Source organism: Amycolatopsis sp. CFH S0740 (assembly GCF_004522315.1).
GTDB lineage: Bacteria > Actinomycetota > Actinomycetes > Mycobacteriales > Pseudonocardiaceae > Amycolatopsis > Amycolatopsis nivea.
In genome coordinates this window covers 288920-309532 of record NZ_SDLS01000001.1, presented here as the reverse complement: position 1 = coordinate 309532, position 20613 = coordinate 288920, and the positions used below count along the sequence as shown (strand labels likewise).

Genomic DNA, 20613 nt, shown 5'->3' with positions numbered 1-20613 from the left:
TCCGGCACCGCGTTCATTCCCGGGTGCCGGACCGCAGCCTGGCCGCCGTCGAGGGCTGGCTCTGGTACCCGCGCTGAATCGCCACGTGATCGGCCACGAACTTCGCGTCGTGCCAGACGCCCCAGATGAAACTCGACCCGCGCCGCGCCAGCCACGGCAAGCCGATGAAGTACACGCCCGGCTCCACCGACACTCCGCGACGGTGCTTCGGCCGTCCGTTCTCGTCGAAGGCGTCCACCTGCAGCCAGCTGTAGTCGACGGCGAACCCCGTGGCCCAGACGATCGAGGTCACCCCGGCCGCGGCCAGATCCAGTTCCAGCACCGGATCGGTGACGCACGCCGGGTCTGGGCCGAGGTCGCGGGCGGACGGTTCCTCGGGCAGGTCGAGCCCGTTGCGAGCCACGTAGGCGTCGGCTTCGTCAAGCAGGGCAAGGTAATTCTCGTCGCCCGCCGCAATGTTCTTCGCCAGGTCGGTCGCGAAGCTGAGCTTGCCCTCGGCGTACGCGCCGGTCATGCCGACGAGCGTGATGCCGAGCCCGGCCAGCGCGCGGAAGTCCACGGTGTGCCCGCCGCGCGCGCCGCTCACCGCGATGGTGACGTGTTCCGCTCCGGCAGGCGGCGTCTCGGCGTCCCACTTCCCCAGAACGCCCAGCCACCAGCAGAAGTCGCGGTCGCGGTAGCTGCGCGGCGGCCGGTCGTGCGGGCCGACCGACAGGTAGACCTCGCGGCCGGCGCGGCGGAGTTCCTCGGCGATCTGCACCCCTGACGAACCCGCGCCGACCACCAAGACCGCGCCTTCGGGAAGCTGCCCGGGGTTCCGGTAACCGCTGGAGTGCAGCTGCACCGGTCCGGCGTCGGCGGGCACGATCGGCGGGATCACCGGACGCTGGAACGGGCCCGTCGCGGCGATGACGTACCGGGCGTCGAGGGCGCCGTCCGAGGTTTCGACGCGGAATCCGCGCCTGCCCTCGTGCCGCCGCACGGACGTCACCTCCACTCCAGTGCGGACCGGAGCGGCGATTTTTTCCGCGTACGCCTCGAAATAGTTCGCGACCTGCTCCTTCGACGCGAACTCGCCGGGGGCCACGTCGGGGAATTCCAGGCCGGGGAACCGGTCGTGCCACGCCGGGCCGTTCGCGACGAGCGAGTCCCACCGTTCCGAGCGCCAGCGTTCGGCGATCCGGTTCCGTTCCAGGACGACGTGCGGCACGCCGCACTCGCTCAGGTGCTCGCTCATCGCCAGGCCGGCCTGTCCCCCGCCCACGACGAGGGCCTCCACCTGTTCGCTCGACATCCCAGACCTCCGCTCCGGCTCCGGCGCGGTTCAGCGCCGCCTCCCCGGATCCTCACGGCCCGCCCTGCCCGTGTCCAACAGATGTTTCCGGCACTCAAGATCTGATTTCCCGATGCAGAGTGCATCGATCCAACAGATGCATTGGTCCGGAAACATCTACTGGACAGAACCTCGGCGGCGCGGTCAGGCTGAGGCGTCCGACGACCGCCGCACGGAAGGCCCCGCAGTGACTGTCCACCGTCGCATCCGCCCGTTCAACACGCGGGACACCTACCCGGAGCAGAACCTCGACAACGACCTGTGCCAGGCCGTCGTCGCCAACGGCACGGTCTACGTGCGCGGCCAGATCGGGCAGGACCTCGACACGAGCGAATCGGTCGGGATCGGCGACGTCGCCGCGCAGGCCGAACAGGCGATGGCGAACATCAAGATGCTGCTGGAAGAAGCGGGCAGCCGGATGGAACACCTGGTCAAGCTCACCATCTACCTGGTCGACCCGCGCTACCGCGAGGCGGTCTACCGCACCGTCGGGCGCTGGACCAAGGGCGTGCACCCGATCTCGACCGGCGTGGTCGTGTCCGCGCTCGCCCGGCCGGAATGGCTGTGCGAGATCGACGCCATCGCGGTGATCCCGGAGGAGGAGAAGTGACCTTTTCGATCGTCGCCCGCGACACGTCCGGCGGCGCCGTCCGGTTCGGCATCGCGGCCAGCTCGTCCAGTCCGGCGGTCGTCGCCCGGGTCGCGCACTTGCGCCCGGGCCTCGGCGCCGCGGCCTCGCAGAACATCACCGACCCGCGGCTCGGCGGACGGCTGCTGGACCGGCTCGCCGAGCACGGCGACCCGGAAAAGGCGCTGGCCGAAGTCACGTCGGCGGCGGAGCACATCGAGTACCGGCAGCTGACCGTGCTCGGCCGGACCGGGCCCGGTTTCGCTTACAGCGGCTCGAAAACCCTCGGCACGCACGCGTCGGCGACCGCGGACGGCGTGGTGGCGGCGGGCAACATGCTGGCGGGCGACCACATTCCGCAGTCCATGGTGGACGCTTTCGCCGGCTCGACTGGCGAGCTAGAGCAGCGGCTCGTCGCGGCGATGCGGGCCGGGCTCGCGGCGGGCGGCGAGGAAGGCCCGGTGCGGTCGGCCGGGCTGGTCGTGGTGTCCGGGGCGGACTGGCCGGTCACTGATCTGCGCGTGGACTGGGCGGATGAGCCGATCGAGCGGCTCGCCGAACTCCTCGACGTCTGGCTCCCCCAGCGCGACGACTACGTCACCCGCGGCCTGAACCCCGCCGCCGCGCCGTCCTACGGCGTGCCGGGAGACGAGTGATGGCCGCGCCCAAAGCGGCCGCCCGCGCCGTGGTCGAGCGGCACGCCGACGAGCTGATCCAGCTGTCCGAGCGCCTGCACGCGGACCCGGAAACCGCGTGGGAAGAGCATCGCGCGGCTGCCGCAGTGCCGGAATTGCTCGACCGGGCCGGGTTCGCGGTCACGGCGAAGTACCTCGGTCTGGACACCGCGTTCCACGCCAGCTTCGGCTCCGGGCCCAGGCGAATCGCGCTGTGCGCCGAGTACGACGCCTTGCCCGGCCTCGGCCACGCGTGCGGGCACAACCTCATCGCGGCCAGCTCAATCGGGGCCGCGCTGGGGCTCGCCCAAGTCGCCGACGACCTCGGGATCACCGTCGAGGTCTACGGAACCCCGGCTGAGGAGGGCGGCGGCGGGAAGATCGAGCTGCTGGAGCGCGGCGCTTTCGCGGGTGTCGACCTCGCGATGATGGTGCACCCGGCACCGGTCGACGTCGCCGAAGCGCGGCCGTTCGCCGTCAGCCACTCGAGGATTTCCTATACCGGCAAGTCCGCGCACGCGGCCGCATATCCCGAAGCCGGGGTCAACGCCGCCGACGCGTTCACCGTCGCCCAGGTCGCGATTGGCCTTCTGCGGCAACAACTTCCGGCCTCGGCACGCGTGCACGGGATCGTGACGCACGCCGGGGACGCACCCAACGCGATCCCCGAACACGCGTCGGGCCGGTGGTACGTGCGAGCCGAGACGCTGGCGGAACTGTCCGAATTGGAGCCACGCGTCATGCGGGCCTTCGAAGCCGGGGCGCTGGCCACTGGCTGCGAGCTGACCGTCGAGCCGGAAAGCAAGCCGTACGCCGAATTCCGCGCCGATGAACCGGCTTTAGCGGCTTATCGCGCCAACGCCCTCGAACTCGGCCGCGAGTTCGCGCCGGACGGCACGGCCTCGCGGATGAACCGCGCGTCCACCGACATGGGCAACGTCTCGCAGGTCGTGCCCGCGATTCATCCCTACATCGGCATCGGGTCGCTGCCCGCGATCAACCACCAGCGCGAATTCGCCGCGCACTGCGTCGGCGGCGCCGCGGAGCGCGCCCTGCTCGACGGTGCTGTCGCGCTGGCGTGGACCGGCGTCGACCGCACCCTTTGAACCTCCTGCACCGGGAAGGACACCGATGTCCAGCACCCGCTCCGAGCACGACATGCTCGGCGAGATCAGCGTGCCCGGCGACGTCTACTACGGCGCGCACACCGCCCGTGCACTGGTCAACTTCCCCATCACCGGCGAAACCCTCGCCGACCGGCCGCACCTCGTCGCCGCGCTCGCCACCGTCAAGGAGGCCGCCGCGCGGGCCAACGCGGAGGTCGGTGCCCTCTCCCCGGAGCGAGCCGCGGCGATCGGGCAGGCGTGCGCGGAAATCCGGGGCGGTCGGCTGCACGACCAGTTCGTCGTCGACCTCATCCAAGGCGGAGCCGGGACGTCGACGAACATGAACGCCAACGAGGTCATCGCCAACCGCGCCCTGGAACTGCTCGGCCACGCCCGCGGCGAGTACACCGAGCTGCATCCGCTCGACCACGTCAACCTCGGCCAGAGCACCAACGACGTCTACCCCACCGCGGTCAAACTCGCCCTCGACCGGCATCTCGCCGAACTGCTCGCCGCGCTCGCCGGGCTGCGGGAAGCGTTCGCGGACAAGGCGATCGAGTTCGCCGACGTCCTCAAGATGGGCCGCACCCAGCTGCAGGACGCCGTCCCGATGACGCTCGGCCAGGAGTTCGGCGCGTTCGCCGCCACACTCGGCGAGGACGAACAGCGGCTCGCCGAAGCCCGGTTGCTGCTGCACGAGCTGAACCTCGGCGGCACCGCGATCGGCACCGGCCTCAACGCGCGTCCCGGATACCGCGAGCGGGCTGTCGCGCACCTGCGCGAGCTGACCGGCATCGCGACGCTCGTCTCCGCGCCCGACCTGATCGAGGCGACCCAGGACGTCGGCGTGTTCGTGCAACTGTCCGGCGTGCTGAAACGCGTGGCGGTCAAAATGTCCAAGATCTGCAACGATCTCCGGTTGCTCTCGTCCGGGCCGCAGGCCGGGTTCGGCGAGATCGCACTGCCCGCCCGGCAGGCCGGGTCCTCGATCATGCCGGGCAAGGTCAACCCCGTCGTCCCGGAGACGGTCAACCAGATCGCCTTCGAAATCATCGGCCACGACGTGACGATCACGCTCGCCGCCGAGGGCGGACAGCTCCAGCTCAACGCCTTCGAACCGATCATCGCGCGAGCGCTGACCGCCGGGCTCGACCATCTCACCGCCGGCGCCCGGGTGCTCGCCGAACACTGCGTACGCGGCATCACCGCGCGCAGGGAGCACCTCGCCGATCTCGTCGCCACCTCGACCGGATTGGTCACCGCGCTGAGCCCGGCGCTGGGCTACGAAACCGCGTGCGGGCTCGCCCTGGAAGCGCACCAAACCGGACGCCCAGCCTTGGAACTGGTGCGGGAACGGCGGTTGCTGACCGACGACCAGGTGGGCGCGCTGATCACCCCGCAGGCCCTCACCGGCGGGCCGTCCCGCACGTGAACACGGTGTTTCGCCGCCGTCAGACCCTCGTATCGGCACAGCTCAGCGCTTCTGCATAACTCGAACCGATGCATTGCTTTGCTTATTACTTCTTGTTAGATGCCGTGGGCCGCTCTTAGCGTCCTCCCGGAGAACCGGTCCAAGGAGGCCATTCATGACCGCATCCGACGCCTCTCCGGCGCCCGACCTCGCCGAACAGAGCGCCGATCCCGCGACGCTGCGCCGCAGTGTCGCCGCCGGTGCCGTCGGCGTCTTCGTGCACTGGTTCGACTGGGCCGCCTACGCCTACCTCGCCGGCACCATCGCCTCGGTGTTCTTCCCGGCGGGCAACTCGACCGCGGGCCTGCTCGCGGTGTTCGGCGTCTTCGCGGTGTCGTTCGGCATCCGGCCGGTCGGCGCGCTGATCTTCGGGCCGCTGGGCGACAAGATCGGCCGCAAGCGCACGCTGTCGGTGGTCATCTTCGTGATGTCCGGGGCCACGCTCGTGATCGGCCTGCTGCCGGGCTACTCGACGATCGGCATCGCGGCCCCGATCCTGCTGGTGCTGCTGCGCCTGTTGCAGGGCCTCGCGGCGGGCGGCGAATTCGGCAGCGCGGCGAGCTTCCTCGCCGAGTACGCGCCGCGGCGGCGTCGCGGGTTCGGCGTCAGCTGGCTCGAAGTCGGTTCGCTGCTGGGCTTCCTCGCCGGTTCGTTCGTGTTCCTGCTGCTGTCGATCGGCCTGACGAACGCACAGCTGGCGTCGTGGGGCTGGCGCGTCCCGTTCCTGATCGCCGCGCCGCTGGGCATCATCGGGTTCGTCATCCGCAGCAAGATCGAGGACACGCCCGAGTACCGCGCCCTCGAAGCGACCGACAACGTGCCCCGCAGCCCGGTCCGGGAACTGTTCCGCCACAACAAGAAGCAGCTATTCCAGGCGGCCGGGCTGATGACGATGATGCACGTGCCGTTCTACGCCGTGCTCACCTACCTGGTCACCTACGAGACCGACTACCTCGGCCACTCGTCCGGCAGCGCGGCGGCACTGTCCACGGTGATCTCGCTCGTCGGGCTGGTCCTCGTGCCGTTCTTCGGCCGCCTTTCCGACCGGGTCGGGCGAAAGCCGGTCCTGATCGGCGCGGGCGCGGCGCTGTTCGTCTTCGCCGTCCCCGCGTACCTGCTGATGCGCACCGGCCTCGTCGGCACCTGGATCGGCGGGCTCGCCCTCGGCGCGATCCTGGCGGCGATCCTCGGCACCTACGCGGTGTGGTCGGCGGAGATCTTCCCGACCCGCACCCGGCAAAGCGGACTGTCCATCGCGTACAACATCACCGCGGCGCTGTTCGCCGGCACCGTGCCGTACCTGATGACCGTCCTGATTTCCGCGACCGGCAGCACGCTCGTGCCCGGCCCGTACCTGATGGCCGCCGCGGCGGTCGGTCTCGTCGCCGCGTTCTCGATGCGCGAGACCGCCGGAACCCCGTTGCTGCACAAGGAAGACCTGGAGAACACCGAAGCCTGACTCACCCTCGATTCACCAAAGGCGGTGAAGCGTGTCCGAACCCACCTTCGTCAACAGCGAATCCGGAAACCTGCGCCGGAATCTGCGCCGGATCGACTCGATCTTCCTCGCGATCGCGGCCATCATCTCGGTGGACACCATCGGCCAGATCGCGACCTCCGGGGCGGAGGCGGTCACCTGGACCGCCGTGCTCCTCGTGCTGTTCCTGTTCCCGTACGGCCTGGTCATGGCCGAACTGGGGAGCGCGTTCCCGGCGGAGGGCGGGCCGTTCGTGTGGCTGCGCCTCGCGTTCGGGAAGCTGCCCGCCGCGCTCGGCACGCTGCTGTACTGGATCACCAACCCGGTGTGGCTCGGCGGATCGATCACCTTCCTCGCGGCGGCGACCTGGCAGCAGTACCTCGTGCCGGCCTCGCCGGGCGGGTTCGCGGACTACGCGTTCAAGCTGGTGTTCATCTGGCTGGCCATCCTCGGCGCGGTGGTGAGCCTGCGGTACGGCAAGTGGTTCATCGCCGCCGGGGCCTTGCTGAAGGTCGGGCTCGTGGTGCTTTTCGCCGTCACCGCGGCGATCTACGCGGCGCGCAACGGCGTCCACGGCTCGCTGGCCTTCTCCCCCCACCATCGGCGGATTCCTCGCCGTGGTCCCGGTTCTGATGTTCGCCCTCGTCGGGTTTGAGGCGCCCAACGGCGCCGCGGAGGAGATGCACAACCCGCGGCGCGATGTCCCGATCACGGTCGGCGTTTCCGGTCTCGTGTCGGCGTTGTGCTACCTGGTGCCGGTTTTCGGCATCGTCCTGGTGATGCCGCCGGACAAGATCAACGGGCTCGGCGGGTTCCTCGACGCGGTGCGCCAGGTGTTCTCCGTCTACGGCGGCGCCGCGGACGGGATGCTGACGCTCGCCGCCGTCGTGTTCATTTTCGTCCTGCTGAACCAGGGCTGCTCGTGGATGATCGCCTCGGACCGCATCCAGGCGATGGCCGCCGTCGACGGCGCGTTCCCGCGCTGGTTCGGGGCGTTCCATCCGAAGCTCAACACGCCGTTGCGGGTCAACCTGCTCTCCGGCGTGGTCGCGACCGCGTTCACGGTGGTGGCGACGATCGTGCAGAGCAGTTCGGCCTCGGCGGTGTTCGCGGTGGTGCTCAACATCGCGGTGAGCACGCTGCTGCTGTCGTACCTGCTGATCTTCCCGACGATCCTGGTGCTGCGGCGGAAATACCCCGCGGCGGACCGCCCGTTCCGGGTTCCCGGCGGACGGATCGGGCTGTGGGTCAGCTCGGTGCTGATCTACGCGTGGATCCTGCTGGGCGCGTGGCAGACGGTGGTGCCCGGGGTGCTGGACCGCGCGCTCGGGGTGCCCTACGACTTCGAGGGCACCTGGGGCGTGTCGCGGCTGACCTTCGAACTGTTCACCGCCGGAACGCTGGCGGTGCTGATCGGGTTCGGGTTCGTCGGCTACCTCATCGCCCGCAGGCAACCCGCGCCGGTCGCGGAAGTCCCGCAACCGGCGTAGGAATCAGACCTTCCGGCCCACCACACCCGCCACGCACCGGGCGGCGTCGCTCAGCGGCTTCAGCCTCGGACCGTCCTGCCACCACTCGTCGGCCACCGACAAGCCAGGCCCGTCCGTCCGGCTCGGCGGGAGCAGTTCGAGACCGGGCAGCATCGCCTCGATCTCGGCGCGGGTCCGGAACCGCCCAGCGCCCAGCGGTCCGGACACGAGGATCTCCTCGATCCGCTTCGCGACCGCGGTCAGCTCCGGCACCTCGGGGTCGTAGAAGTGCGCCATGGCGACGTACGAACCGGGCGCGAGGGCGTCGATGTACTCGCGCATCACCTCGACCGCGCCGTCACCCTCGTAGTGGTGCATGGTGCCGATGTGCAGGAGCGCGACCGGCTCGGAGAAGTCGATGTACTCGCGCACGGTTTCGTGCTGCAGCACGGCCCGCGGCTCGAAGATGTCGGCCTCGACCATGTGCGTGAAGTCGTTGTCCTCCAGCAGCGCGCGGCCGTGCGCGAGCACCACCGGGTCGTTGTCGACGTACACCACGTGCGCGTCGCGGTGGTAGCGCTGGACGATCTGGTGGGTGTTCTCGGCGGTCGGCAGGCCGGAACCGCAGTCGAGGAACTGGCGGATGTCGGTCTGGCTCGCCAGCATGCGCAGCACGCGGTTGTGGAAACCGCGGTTGCCGCGGGCGATGTGCACCGCCTCCGGGACCGCCGTGCTGATCTTCTCCATCACCGCGCGGTCCACCTCGTAATGGTGGCTCCCGCCGAGGAACCCGTCGTAGATCCGCGCGATGCTCGGGCGGTTCGGGTCCACCCCCACCGGCACCTGGCTGGGCGACAACGGGGACGACGAGCCGGTCATGGACACCTCGCGGAGCGGTCGGTCGGCAGTGACCTACTCAGAGTAGTACTGCCGCTCAGCCGTGCCAGCGGCGCGGCCCGTCGCCCCATTGCTCCATGTACGAGCTGACCGCCGAGCGGAACGCGTCTTCCATCGAGTCGTGGGACTGGTCCCGGCTGTCCTGCTGCGGGTTCTGCGTCGGCTGGACGCGCGGCGGCGCGGTCGTCGCGGGACGGCTGCTGGCCCGGATCACCGTGTCTCGCACCTGGTCGCTCGCCGGGGCCGGGGACGCGCTGAGCGTGCTCACCGCGGGCGGCGCGGACGACGTGGTGCGGACCGGAGCGGGCGGCGGCTGCACCGGCTGCGGATCTGTCCCGCCGGACGCCGACGGCCACAACGCCCAGGAGCCCAGCCCCGCGCACACCACCACCGCGGCGCCGGCGAAGAGGCCGTAACGCGGCTTTCGCTGAGCGGGCGGCGCGGTCTCGGCGGCCGGCGCGGGCGGGTCGGCGGCGGGTGCCGGGCCGCGTTTGGCGAGCTGCTCGGCCGGGGAGCCGGTCGAAACGTCGAGGACCCCGCCGAACGCCGAGGTCGGTTCGTCGGCGCTGTCTGCCCGGCGGCGCACCAGCGGCGGGGGTTCGCTGCCGTCGATCCGGGGCATCGGCGCCGTCTCGGACAGCCGCACGAGGTTCGCGACCGACTCGAGGTCGCTGCCGGACTCCGGGTTCCCCATCCAGACCTCCACCCCTCCGGGGCCGCGCGTCCGCGGCGCTTCCGGCGCGCCAGATCCTAGGGACCCCCGGTCCGCGCTGTAAACCCGAGGCCAGAACTCAAGGCGACATCGCGGCCGCCGCGTCGGTTCTTGCGGGCCGTGAGGGGAACCCTGAGGGAGTCTCATTCCCAATGCCAGAAACTTAAGCGGCGTGGCGCAGTCCCGCTCACCGTCCACAAGAGACGCCACCACCGCCGAAATGCCCGATTCATTCTCATCTGCCCGTGTCGCGCGGGCCGTGAGGGCCACCCTGAGGGAATCAGATTCCCTGAGGGTGGCCCTCACGGACCCGCACGACCCGCGTCCCAGGCCAGGCGAGACCTTCGACCTGGGCGGACACGGCTCGAACGCACCTGCAGCGCCGCCTTGAGTTCCTGGCATTGGGAATCAGAGTCACCCTCACGGACGGCAAACCTCGCGGTCTGGGGCAAGCGCGCCTCGCGACGCGCCTGCGACACGGGCTGAAGTTCCTCGCGTCCGCGCTGTAAACCCGGCTCGGGCGTGATCCAGTACGCTCGACGGGTTTCCGGCCCGGGGAGGAGGCCCGCGATGCGGCCGTTTTCGGTCGAACCCGACGCGACCGGCATGCTCGACGCCGGCGACGGACAGCAGATCTACTGGGACGCCAGCGGCTCCGGCAAGCCGGTGCTGTGCGTGCACGGCGGCCCCGGCGGAGGGGGCGGCAGCTTCGGCCGCAGCGGCTTCGACCCGGAGAAGTTCCGCGTCGTGGTGTTCGACCAGCGCGGCTGCGGACGGAGCACGCCGAGCGTCGCGGACCCGGCGGTGAGCCTGGAGCACCAGACCCTCGACCGCCTGACCGCCGACATGGAGCGGCTGCGCGTCCACCTCGGCTTCGAGAACTGGCTGCTCTACGGCGGTTCCTGGGGCGCGACGCTCGCGCTGGCCTACGCGCAGCGGCGTCCGGAACGGGTCAGCGGCATCGTGCTGGTCGCCGCGTTCACCTCGTCGCCGGACGAGATCGACTGGCTCTACCGCGGCGTCCGGCGGCTGCTGCCCGCGCAATGGGAAGCGTTCCGGGCAGGCGCGCCCGACCCGGACGGAGACCTCCTCGCCGGGTACGCGCAGCTCCTCGCCAGCCCGGACCGCGCGGTGCAGCTCCGCGCCGCCCGCGATTGGTGCGCCTGGGAAGACGCGGTGATCTCGCACGAATGGGTCGGCGGACGAACCGGCCAGTTCAGCGCGGTCCCGGACGACGAACTGATCATGCTCGCCCGCCTCTGCGCGCACTACTACCGCCACCACGCCTGGCTCGAGGACGATCAGCTGCTGCGCGACATCCACCTGCTGCACGGCATTCCGGCAGTGCTGATCCACGGACGCGCCGACCTGAGCGCTCCGCTGCGGAAAGCGTGGCAGCTCGCCCGGGCCTGGCCGGACGCCGAACTCGTCGTGATCGACGACGCCGGGCACACCGGGAGCCCGTCGATGGGGACGGCGGCGCTGGAGGCGATCGCCCGCTTCGAGGACCGTTGACGATCGGCGCGGGAACTCCTGCCGCACTCCCCCGTGCCAGAGCGGCGTCATCGGCGGCACCCCGGGGTGAGATGCGCGGTACGTGAGGGGAACCCTGAGGGAATCTGATTCCCTGAGGGTTCCCCTCGCGCACCGCCGGAACCAGCCAGATGGCGCCGAACCGGGCATTCCGTGGAGCTTGACGTCCTTTGTGGACACTCAGCGGCCACGCTGCGAGGATCGCTAGCGCAGCACGCGGTAGCGAAGGTTCGTCCCCCGCTGCGCCAGCAACTCCAACCGCACCGGCGGGCCCGGCCGTTCGAACAGCCGCACCCCGCCGCCGAGCAGCACTGGCATCACCACCACCACGACCTCGTCCAGCAGGCCAGCCTCCACGCAAGCCCGCCCGACCGAAGCGCCCAGCACGTTCACCGTCTTCTCCCCCGCCGCCGCCCGCGCCGTCGCGACGCCTTCCTCCAGCGACGAGCAGAACGTCACCCCGGGCACCGCGGGCGGGTCACCCCGGGTCAAGACCACCTGCGGCCCTTCCCAGCCGCCGCCGAAAGCCTTGCCTTCGCCCCCGGTGCCGCGATACGGGTCGTCGCCGGAGAACGTCCGGCGGCCGACCAGTAGCGCGCCGACCTCCGCGGCCAAGTCGTCGGCGGCGTCCCCGGTGTACGGCGCGAGCCATCCCATGTCCCCGCCGGGCCCGGCGATGAATCCGTCCAGCGACATCGCGGCGGAGTACAGCAGCTTTCCCATGTCAGCCCCTTCCGTTTGCCGTACCGACTCCCGGAAGGGCCGAAACTCATCGGTCAGCCGGACAGCGCGCGCCAAGCCTCCCGGCGTTCCCGCTGCCGTTCCGGATCCGCCACCGGGGCCGCGGCGACCAGGCGGCGCGTGTAGTCCTCCTGCGGCGAGCCCAGCACTGACGCCACCGGGCCCTCCTCGACCACCTTGCCGTGGTGCAGCACGACGACCCGGTCCGCGACCCGCTCCACCACCGCCAGGTCGTGGCTGATGAACAGGCACGCGAACGCCAGTTCCCGCTGCAAGTCCGCCAGCAGGTCCAGCACCGAGGCCTGCACCGAGACGTCCAGCGCGCTCGTCGGCTCGTCCGCGATCAGCAGCCGCGGCCGCAGCGCCAGCGCCCGCGCGATCCCGACCCGCTGCCGCTGCCCGCCGGACAGTTCGTGCGGGTACCGGTTGCTCCAGCCCGGGTCCAGGCGCACGGCGGCGAGCAGTTCCGCGACCCGCTCCCGGTGTTCGCCGCGTTCGCCGTGCACCACCAGGGGTTCGGCGATGCTCGCGCCGATCGTCGCGCGCGGGTTGAGCGCGGAGGCCGGGTTCTGGAACACGATCCCGATCTGCCGCCGGATCTCCCGCCGCTGCCGGGCCGACGCGCGCGCGACGTCCACGCCGTCGATCCGCACGGAGCCCGCCGAGGGAGCGACCAAACCGGTCAGCACGGACGAGATCGTGCTCTTGCCGGAACCGGATTCGCCGACGAGACCGAGCACCTCGTCGGTCCCGATGGTCAGCGACACGCCGTCGACCGCGCGCACCGGCGGGGCGCCGCCGCCGACCCGGTAGGTCACCGCGAGATCCTCCACCGACACCAGCGGAGCCGACGCCGGCCGCACCGCACCGCCGGGCGCGGAACCCAGCGACAGCACCGAATCCAGCAGTTCGCGCGTGTAGTCGGCTTGCGGCGAGGCGAACAGCCCGGCCGCGGTGTTCTGCTCGACGACCCGGCCCTCGCGCAGCACGACGACCCGGTCCGCGACGTCCGCGACCACGCCCATGTCGTGCGTCACCAGCAGGATCGCCGTGCCGAGCCGGTCCCGCAGCGACCGCAGCAGCTGCAGGATCCCGGCTTGCACGGTGACGTCCAGCGCGGTCGTCGGCTCGTCCGCGACCAGCAGCTTCGGGTCGTGGATCAGCGCGATCGCGATGACCACCCGCTGCAACTGCCCGCCGGACAGCTCGTGCGGGTACGCCCGCAGCACGCGCCGCGCGTCCAGTTCCACGAGCTCCAGCAGTTCCCGGGCCCGTTCCCGCGCGGCGGCCCGCGACACCTTCCGGTGCGCCCGGACCGCGTCCACGAGCTGCGTGCCGATCCGGAACACCGGGTTCAGCGCGCTCATCGGCTCCTGGAACACCATGCCGATCTCGCCGCCGCGCACCGCACGCAGCGCCGGACCGTCCACTGTGTACAGATCGCGGCCGTCGAGCACCGCGGACCCGGTCACCGTCGCGGTGTCCGGCAGCAGGCCGAGCAGCGACAGCGCGGTGACCGACTTGCCGGAACCGGATTCCCCGACGAGGGCGACGACCTCGCCGGGGCGCACGTCGAACGTCACCTCCCGCACGGCTTCGGCGGAACCGAACCGGACGGAGACGTCGCGCAGGGAAAGCAGCTGCTCGGACACGGGATTACTTCGCCAGGCCCATCTGGAGGTAGTTCGGGTACGCCGGGAACGCGCCGATCGCGAAATTGCCGACCTTCGCGCCGTGCAGGAACGAGTTGCGCGTGTAGATCAGCGGGACCACCGGCGAGTCCTGCATGATCCGCTTGTCCGCTTTCGCCCACAGCTTCCCGGCCGCCGCAGGGTCGACCGTGCCCTGTGCCTGCGTGATCAGCGCGTCCACCTCGGGCACCGAGTAGCGCGACTCGTTGTACCCGCCGTTGCCGATCTCCGACGTACCGAAGAGCGGCTCGATGTTCGCGTTGGCGCTCGGGAAGTCCGGCTGCCACGAACCAAGCGTCAGGTCGTAGTTGCCGTCGTTGCCGGTGACCAGCGTGGTCCACGCCTCGTCGTCGAGCGGGCGCAGCTTGGTGCGGATGCCCGCGCGCTGCAGCGCGGCCTGGATCGCCTGCGCCTTGTCCGCGTCGTTGTTCGCCGTCGACACCGGGAAGTCCAGGTTGTCGATACCGTTCGGGAAGCCCGACTCGGCGAGCAACTGCTTGGCCTTCGCCACGTCGCCGGACGGCGGGGCCGGGTAGAGGTCGTACACCTCGCGCCCGGCGATGCCCTCGGTGATCAGCGTCGTGGCGATCGGACCCGCCAAGTCGGCGCTGCCCGCGGTGGCGACCTGGTAGGCGGTCTTGTCCACGGCGTACTGGAACGCCTGGCGCACCTTGGGATTCGCCAGCGGGCCGCGCTTGGTGTTCAGCGCGAGATAGGCCAGCGCGCCGGACTTCGACGTGACGAGCTGGTTCTTCGCCGCCGGGTTCGTGCGGATCTGCGCCAGCTGCGCCGGGTTCACGAACGACGAGCCGAACGCGAACGCGTCGTTGCCCTGGCTGGCCAGCAGCCGCTTCGCGACGACGCCGGTGTCCTGGCCCATCTGGATCACGACCGCGTCCGGCAGCCCGGTGCGCGCGAGGTCGGTCTTGGCGTCCCAGTTCGGGTTCCGGACGAACTTGACCTGCACGCCCTTCTGGTACGACTCGACCTGGTACGGGCCGGACGCGACCGGCTTCGTGTCGTAGGTCGCGTCGGTGCCCTTGCCCTTCGGCACCGGGGCGAACGCGGGCATGCTCGCGATCCACGGCCAGTCGCCGTACGGGCGGGCCAGGCGGAAGACGATCGTCTTCGGGTCCGGCGTCTCGATCGACGCCAGTTCGCCGCCCTTGAACGGGCCCTGGTAGCCGGGTCCGCCGGCGAGCAGGTTCTTGTGGTAGCCCAGTCCGCCGGAGAACGCCGAGTCGAACGACCGCTCGATGCCGTACTTGATCTCCGCGCTGGTGATCGGCGTTCCGTCGGCCATCTTCAGGCCGTCCTTGAGCGTGTAGGTCCAGGTCTTGCCGTCCGCGCTCGCCCGGCCGGTGTCGGTGGCGAGGTCCGGGACCACGGTCGCCGGGCCGTCCCCGGCCGTCTTCCACGCGGTGAGCCTGCGGTGGATCAGGCTGATCGTGGTGATCGCCAGGTTCTGGCTCTTCGCCGGGTCGAGGTGCTGCGACGTGGTGTCGCTGAGGATGTACAGCGTGCCACCGGACGAAACCGCGACCGCTCCCCCGCCGCCGGACTGCTCGTTCGCGTTGCACGCGGCGAGGAACGCCCCTGCCCCGGTGACCGTGGCGGTGATGCCGAGCGCCTTCAGGAAGTCCCTGCGATCCATGGTTTTTCCGTTCCCTTTCTCACGAACCGAGCCGAGCGCGGGGGTCGAGGACCCCGTAGAGCACGTCCACCGCGAAGTTCGCGAGGACGACGAAGAAGGCGGCGAACAGGCTGACGCCCATCAGCACCGGCAGGTCCACCTGGTGCACGGCGTCGACGAGCAGCCCGCCGAGCCCGGGCAGCGCGAACACCCGCTCGGTGATCACCGCGCCGCCGAGCAGCGCGCCGAGGTCGACCGCGAACACCGTCACCACCGGCAGCAACACGTTGCGCAGCGCGTATTTCCCGATGACCGTCCGCTCCGGCAGGCCGACCGCCCGCGCGGTGCGGATGAAGTCCTCGCCCATGATTTCGAGCATCTGCCCGCGCGAGAGCCGGGCGTACACCGCGGCGTTGATGAACGCCAGCACCAGCCACGGCAGCACCAGGTGCCACGCCCAGTCGACCGGGCTCTGCGCGAACGTCACGTAGCCGCTCACCGGCACCACGTCGAGCGTGAAGCCGAACAGCAGAATCCCCAGCAGCCCCACCAGGTACGCGGGCGCGGACACCCCGGCGAGCGTCACCGTCATCGCGGCCCGGTCGGCGAACTTCCCGCGCCGCAGTGCGGAGAACACCCCGGTCGCGACCCCGGCGATCAGCCAGATCACCGACGCGCCGATGGCCAGCGAGACGGTGATCGGCAGCCGGTCGCCGATCAGCGTCAGCACCGGTTCGCTCTGCTGGAACGAGTAGCCGAAGCAGGGCGCGGAGCAGACGATCGCCGTCACGCCGGCGCCGAAGGTGCGGCCGGTGAAGATGCCGCCGAGGAAGTCGAAGTACTGCTGGATCCACGGCTTGTCGAAGCCCATGAACTCCCGCGCCAGCGCCAGGTTCTCCGGCGTGCACGGTTTGCCGCAGGACATGTACGCCGGGTCGGTGGGCAGCAGGTAGAACACCGCGAAGGTGCCGAAGCTGACCACGAGCAGCACGCCGAGCATGCCCAGCAGGCGGATGCCCACGAAACGCAGGGTGCGGTTCACCGGCGCACCGCCGTCTTCGGGTCGAGGGCGTCGCGCAGCCCGTCGCCGAGCATGTTGAACGCGAGCGTCGCGACGAACAGCGCGGCGCCGGGGAAAATGAGGAACATCGGATCGGTCTGCACCCAGTTGATCGCGTCGCTGATGGAACGGCCCCAGCTCGGCGTGGGCGGCGGGATGCCGACGCCGAGGAACGACAGCGCGGCTTCCAGCCCGATGTTGGCCGGGATGCTCACCGTCGCCAGCACGATGATCGGCGCCCACAGGTTCGGCAGCAGTTCGCGGCGGAAGACGTGCACGCCGCCCGCGCCGAGCGCCCGGGCCGCCTTGACGAAGTCGCGGTTGCGCAGGCTCAGCGTCTGCGCGCGGACCACCCGGGCCACCCGCGGCCAGCCGAACAGCCCGATCACCGCGATCAGCAGCAGCGGCCGCGGGATCGACTGCGGGGCGACCGCGCCGAGCGCGATCATGAAGATCAGCTGCGGGAACCCGAGCAGCACGTCGGTCACCCGGCTCACCGCGGTGTCCCACCAGCCGCCGAGGTATCCGGCGCTCGCCCCGAGCAGCACGCCCAGCAGCATCGACACCGCGGTCGCGGCGAGCCCGATCAGGAACGACGTGCGCGCGCCGTACGCGACGACCGCGAAGAGGTCCCGCCCGGTCAGCGGTTCGACGCCGAACCAGTGGCTGCCGCTGATGCCGCCGAGGAATCCCGCGCCGGTGCCGTCGGCCGGATTGAGCAGGTCGGTGTGGTACGTGTACGGATCCTGGCCCTCGATCAGGGCGAGCAGAGGAGCCGCGAGAGCGGTGACGATCACCAGCACGATGACGACCGCGCTGGCTTGCGCCCAGCGGTCGTGCCGCAACGCGCGCCACAGGTTCCGGGAGGCCGGAGCGGCCGCCGGGACCCCAGCGCCGCCCGGCGACAGGATGTCGGACAACGGTTCCCTATGCAGATCAGCGTTACTTGACGACGTGACAGTAAAGAACCCGAAGGAAATTCACCACGACGGCGGTGCCCTTCCCGGATCGTGAGACGCCGGCAAGATCGCACCTCCCCCGGGAATACGTGGTGTTCGCGCAGGTCACCGGCGGTCGCGCGGCCCGGGCCAGTGTGCCGTGCGGACACCTGTCCGGCCAGCCTTGTTGTCACCCGTTCGGACGCAGTCCCGGGACAGTCGGCTGACTCCGTTTGTGCCGCCGCCCGCCCGGCACTGGACTGGGCGCACGTAGCCAGTCTCCTGTGGACGGAAGGACCCGCCGATGTCTCGCTGCTCGCGCAAGCTGGCCGGAATGCTCGTTTTCGCGGCCGTCTTGCTGGTCAGCCCGCCGGCGTCGGCGGCCAGTGCGGCGGTGAATGGCGGCGACGCGATGTACACCGTCTCGCCGGGCCCTGGGCGCGAGCCCTACTACTGCTCGGCCGGGTTCGCGATCCTGGTCAAGGACGTCCGGTACCTCCTCACCGCGGGGCACTGCACCGAGCACGGGCTCGATTGGAAAGACATCGGGCGCAACGTGGACAGCCACTTCCCGGTGACCGACTACAGCCGCGTCGAGGACCGCTCCGGTTCCGGGCACAGCCAGGTCGATCTCTACGACGGCGGTACCCAGCGGATCCTGCGCGCGGGCACCCCGCAGGTGGGGCAGCTGGTGTGCAAGAGCGGCATGACCACCAAGAAGACGTGCGGAAAGGTCTTGGGCCTCAACCAGACCGTGAACTTCGGCGACGGCAAGCAGGTCGTCGGGACGATCGCCACGGACATCCCGGTCGGGGCCGGCGACAGCGGCGGCCCGTTGTTCTACGCCGGGGTCGGGTACGGGGTGCTGTCCGGAGGGAACAACCAGGTCAGCTTCTTCCAGCCGTTGCCGCCGGTGCTCGCCGCCTACGGAGCGACGCTCGCCTGAGCGCGCTGTGCGTCACGCGCTCGGGGCCTCCCCTGGGATCCCCGCGCGGACCTGCCGGTACAACCGCGGCACCGTCGGTGCGGGCAGCGCCGACAACCGGCGCGGGCTGGCCGATCCGGTCGCGGCCAGATCGCACAAGACGTGGTAAAGGTGGCTCAGCGCGCGCAAAGCCGGGTCTTTCGCCCGCTCTCCAGCAGCCGCCGGGGTGTACGCGAACAGGGCCACGTCGGCGCGCGCCAGCGGGCCCTCCGCGGCCGGTCGACCCGTTCCCGGCGGAGCCGCGGTCAATTCCTCGACCGCCTCGGCGAGCGCGGTGCACGCCGCCACCGGGCCTTCGGGATGCCGAGTGCACGAACCGGGCGACCGCATCGCGACCGCGAGCGCCCTGCCGTGCGTGGTCAGCGCGGCGTAGAGCGACAACCGGTGCCGCAACCGGGGCGAGGTCGTGCCGCCGAGGACCGGGCGGGTGAGCGGACGCGCGACCAGTGCGAGCTGGTACAGCCGGTGGTCGAGATCGCGGGCGAGGGCGTCGAAGTCCGCCTCTGCGCCGGGTTTCCGCTCGAGCCGCGCCGCGGCTGCGGTCAGCACCTCGTGCAGCGCGCCGAGGAGGTTGTTGCGCACCGTGCGCACAGTGTCCCGAGTGGACAATGGGGTCACGAGCAGCGCGACCAGCAGGCCGACCGCCGCGCCGATCGCGGTTTCCTCCAGCCGCAGCAGGAGCAGGCCGGGCGAGAACTCGTGCAGCACGCTGTAGAGCTGGCCGACCATGATCGTCACGAAGAAGATCATGTACGCGTACGACAGCCGGATCAGGTAGAAGCCGAAGAACATGCTCGCGCAGATGGTCGCCAGCACGGCCGCCGCGTTGCCCGCGGTCAGCGCCGCCAGGCCGATCGACGCGGCGAGTCCGACGAACGTGCCGAGCACTCGGTTGAAGCCCTTGAGGAAGGTTTCGGTGCGGGTGGCGGTGCCGGTGAACATGACGAACGCGGCCAGCACCGCCCAGTAGTAGCGGGCGTCGGACAACTGCTTGCCGGCCAGGATCGCCAGCGCGCCCGCGATCGCGCCCTGCACCGCCTGCCTGCTCACGAAATCCAGGCGGGACAACGGGTTCCACCCGGCGTGCCGCGCCGGGACCTCGCCCGCGGCCGCCGCCGAACCCGGGAGCGCGCCGAAGACCAGGCCCACCGCCGGCTGGAAATCGTCGACGGGTTCGGCCCCGGCCGCACCGGGCCGCCGCGCCCGTTCGAGCACCGGGGCCAGTTCGAGCGCGGCCGCCGCGAAGTGCCGGGCGGGCCACCACCCGCCCGCCGTGCCGCCCGTCCTCTCCGCCAGCGCGGCCAGCCGGTACGCGACCTGCGCCGCCCCCTGGTCGTCGTGCCGGGCCAGCCGGTCGGACACCTCCGCGGCCAGCACGGTCAGCCCGGAACCGCTGTCGACGAGCGCACACGCCGAGGTCGCCAACTGGTCGAGCAGATGGTGCGCGTCGACCATCGCGCGCCGGAGCGCGGCCGCCGAGAAACCTTCCGGCACCGCACCGGGTTGTGCCGACCACGCCTCGATCATCAGTGCCGCTTCGGCGATCCGCGCCTGCCGCCGCTGCACTCGCCGTCGGAGCCGCGCGTCCTGATGCGGGTCCGGGCTGCTCAGCAGATCCGCGCAGGACCGGGCGAGCGCCCGGCCCCGTGCGTCGAACGCGCGCACCACCTGGCCGAGCGTGCGTTTCGGGCTGGTGCGCAGCACCGTCAGCGACAACAGCAGCACCCACGCCGACGCCACCACCACGGCGAGCAGCAGCGAAGGCAGCGTCGCGACGCTGGCGTGCAGGAACGACGCGAAGAAATAGCCCATCCAGGCCATGAAGCCGTAAAAGAAGAAAACCGGCCCGAACCGGCGGACGAACACCGCCAGGAACATCACCACGACGAAGACGACGAGCATCAGGTCCGGATGCGCGCCGACCGCGGCTCCCGGCGCCATCCCGGCCCCGAACGCGACCGGGAAGAACACCGCGGTCTTCACCTTGGTCCAGGCGGGCGAGTCGCCGAGGGCCATCGACCCCATCATCGCGACCACCGCGCCGAGCAGCATCCCGACCAGCGCGCCCTTCGGATCCGCGCCGGTGAGATGCGCCAGCAGGTACTCCACCCCCAACGCGGTGCCCATCGACACGGTCGCCGCGAGCGCCGAGCGCAACCGGCTCAGCCCCGGGTCCGAGGCGGCCACCCGGTCCCGGATCTCCGTTGCCCTGGGCAGCATCCACCCCGCCTTCCCGTCCTCGTGCGCGATCACCGGTATGATACC

At 70.8% G+C, this 20613-nt stretch carries 18 protein-coding genes; 9 read left to right on the top strand and 9 right to left on the bottom strand.

Going from position 1 to position 20613, the window contains the following annotated elements:
* Nucleotides 1–13: 13 nt before the first annotated feature.
* Nucleotides 14–1294: an NAD(P)/FAD-dependent oxidoreductase gene (locus EIZ45_RS01535; protein WP_134661590.1), complete on the bottom strand. Its 1281-nt coding sequence runs from the start codon at nt 1292–1294 to the stop codon at nt 14–16.
* A gap of 226 nt (nt 1295–1520) precedes the next feature.
* On the opposite strand from EIZ45_RS01535, the gene EIZ45_RS01530 reads away from it, so the two are divergent.
* The 7 genes from EIZ45_RS01530 to EIZ45_RS47310 all read left to right on the top strand — a co-directional run bounded on the left by EIZ45_RS01530 (nt 1521) and on the right by EIZ45_RS47310 (nt 8179).
* A complete protein-coding gene (locus EIZ45_RS01530; protein WP_037805786.1) occupies nt 1521–1943 on the top strand; it encodes a RidA family protein in 423 nt (140 codons plus the stop codon).
* Nucleotides 1940–2617, top strand: a complete 678-nt coding sequence (locus EIZ45_RS01525; protein WP_134661591.1) for a DUF1028 domain-containing protein — start codon at nt 1940–1942, stop codon at nt 2615–2617. Before EIZ45_RS01530 ends, EIZ45_RS01525 begins: the two co-directional genes overlap by 4 nt.
* Nucleotides 2617–3741, top strand: a complete 1125-nt coding sequence (locus EIZ45_RS01520) for a M20 family metallopeptidase (protein WP_134661592.1) — start codon at nt 2617–2619, stop codon at nt 3739–3741. The genes EIZ45_RS01525 and EIZ45_RS01520 overlap by 1 nt, the downstream gene beginning before the upstream one ends.
* Before the next feature lie 25 nt (nt 3742–3766).
* Nucleotides 3767–5173: an aspartate ammonia-lyase gene (locus EIZ45_RS01515; protein WP_134661593.1), complete on the top strand. Its 1407-nt coding sequence runs from the start codon at nt 3767–3769 to the stop codon at nt 5171–5173.
* A 154-nt stretch (nt 5174–5327) separates the two neighbouring features.
* Entirely contained in the window at nt 5328–6671 is a 1344-nt protein-coding gene (locus EIZ45_RS01510) for an MFS transporter (RefSeq protein ID WP_037805780.1), read from the top strand.
* Between the two features lie 31 nt (nt 6672–6702).
* Nucleotides 6703–7344 (top strand): amino acid permease, encoded by a 642-nt coding sequence (locus tag EIZ45_RS47315; RefSeq protein WP_255442920.1) that lies wholly within the window; start codon nt 6703–6705, stop codon nt 7342–7344.
* On the top strand, nt 7307–8179 hold the full coding sequence (locus tag EIZ45_RS47310) for an APC family permease (RefSeq protein ID WP_255442918.1): 873 nt from the start codon (nt 7307–7309) through the stop codon (nt 8177–8179). Before EIZ45_RS47315 ends, EIZ45_RS47310 begins: the two co-directional genes overlap by 38 nt.
* A 3-nt stretch (nt 8180–8182) precedes the next feature.
* Here the strand turns inward: EIZ45_RS47310 and EIZ45_RS01500 are convergent, their stop codons facing one another.
* Entirely contained in the window at nt 8183–9037 is an 855-nt protein-coding gene (locus EIZ45_RS01500) for an SAM-dependent methyltransferase (RefSeq protein WP_043834396.1), read from the bottom strand.
* A 55-nt stretch (nt 9038–9092) separates the two neighbouring features.
* Nucleotides 9093–9749: a hypothetical protein gene (locus EIZ45_RS01495; protein WP_205669771.1), complete on the bottom strand. Its 657-nt coding sequence runs from the start codon at nt 9747–9749 to the stop codon at nt 9093–9095.
* Between the two features lie 588 nt (nt 9750–10337).
* On the opposite strand from EIZ45_RS01495, the gene pip reads away from it, so the two are divergent.
* Nucleotides 10338–11282 (top strand): prolyl aminopeptidase, encoded by a 945-nt coding sequence (pip, locus tag EIZ45_RS01490; RefSeq protein ID WP_134661595.1) that lies wholly within the window; start codon nt 10338–10340, stop codon nt 11280–11282.
* 222 nt (nt 11283–11504) lie between these two features.
* Here pip and EIZ45_RS01485 read toward each other — a convergent pair whose 3' ends face one another.
* From EIZ45_RS01485 to EIZ45_RS01465, 5 genes are read right to left on the bottom strand one after another with little or no spacing between them, the layout of a single operon-like run.
* Nucleotides 11505–12023: a dihydrofolate reductase family protein gene (locus tag EIZ45_RS01485; RefSeq protein WP_134661596.1), complete on the bottom strand. Its 519-nt coding sequence runs from the start codon at nt 12021–12023 to the stop codon at nt 11505–11507.
* Nucleotides 12024–12076: 53 nt separating this feature from the next.
* Complete coding sequence (locus EIZ45_RS01480) at nt 12077–13693, bottom strand: ABC transporter ATP-binding protein (RefSeq protein ID WP_134661597.1); 1617 nt, start codon at nt 13691–13693, stop codon at nt 12077–12079.
* A 4-nt stretch (nt 13694–13697) separates the two neighbouring features.
* Nucleotides 13698–15386, bottom strand: a complete 1689-nt coding sequence (locus EIZ45_RS01475) for an ABC transporter substrate-binding protein (protein WP_043834389.1) — start codon at nt 15384–15386, stop codon at nt 13698–13700.
* Nucleotides 15387–15405: 19 nt separating this feature from the next.
* Nucleotides 15406–16407 carry an ABC transporter permease gene (locus tag EIZ45_RS01470; protein WP_240690521.1) on the bottom strand — a complete coding sequence of 334 codons (1002 nt, stop codon included), beginning with the start codon at nt 16405–16407 and terminating at the stop codon, nt 15406–15408.
* Entirely contained in the window at nt 16404–17345 is a 942-nt protein-coding gene (locus EIZ45_RS01465; RefSeq protein WP_037805769.1) for an ABC transporter permease, read from the bottom strand. Before EIZ45_RS01465 ends, EIZ45_RS01470 begins: the two co-directional genes overlap by 4 nt.
* 322 nt (nt 17346–17667) lie before the next feature.
* Here EIZ45_RS01465 and EIZ45_RS01460 point away from each other — a divergent pair, with 322 nt between their 5' ends.
* Nucleotides 17668–18309, top strand: coding sequence for a S1 family peptidase (locus EIZ45_RS01460; RefSeq protein ID WP_134661598.1), 642 nt, complete (start codon nt 17668–17670; stop codon nt 18307–18309).
* A 12-nt stretch (nt 18310–18321) separates the two neighbouring features.
* Here the strand turns inward: EIZ45_RS01460 and EIZ45_RS01455 are convergent, their stop codons facing one another.
* Nucleotides 18322–20568: an FUSC family protein gene (locus EIZ45_RS01455; protein ID WP_134661599.1), complete on the bottom strand. Its 2247-nt coding sequence runs from the start codon at nt 20566–20568 to the stop codon at nt 18322–18324.
* Nucleotides 20569–20613 lie beyond the last annotated feature (45 nt).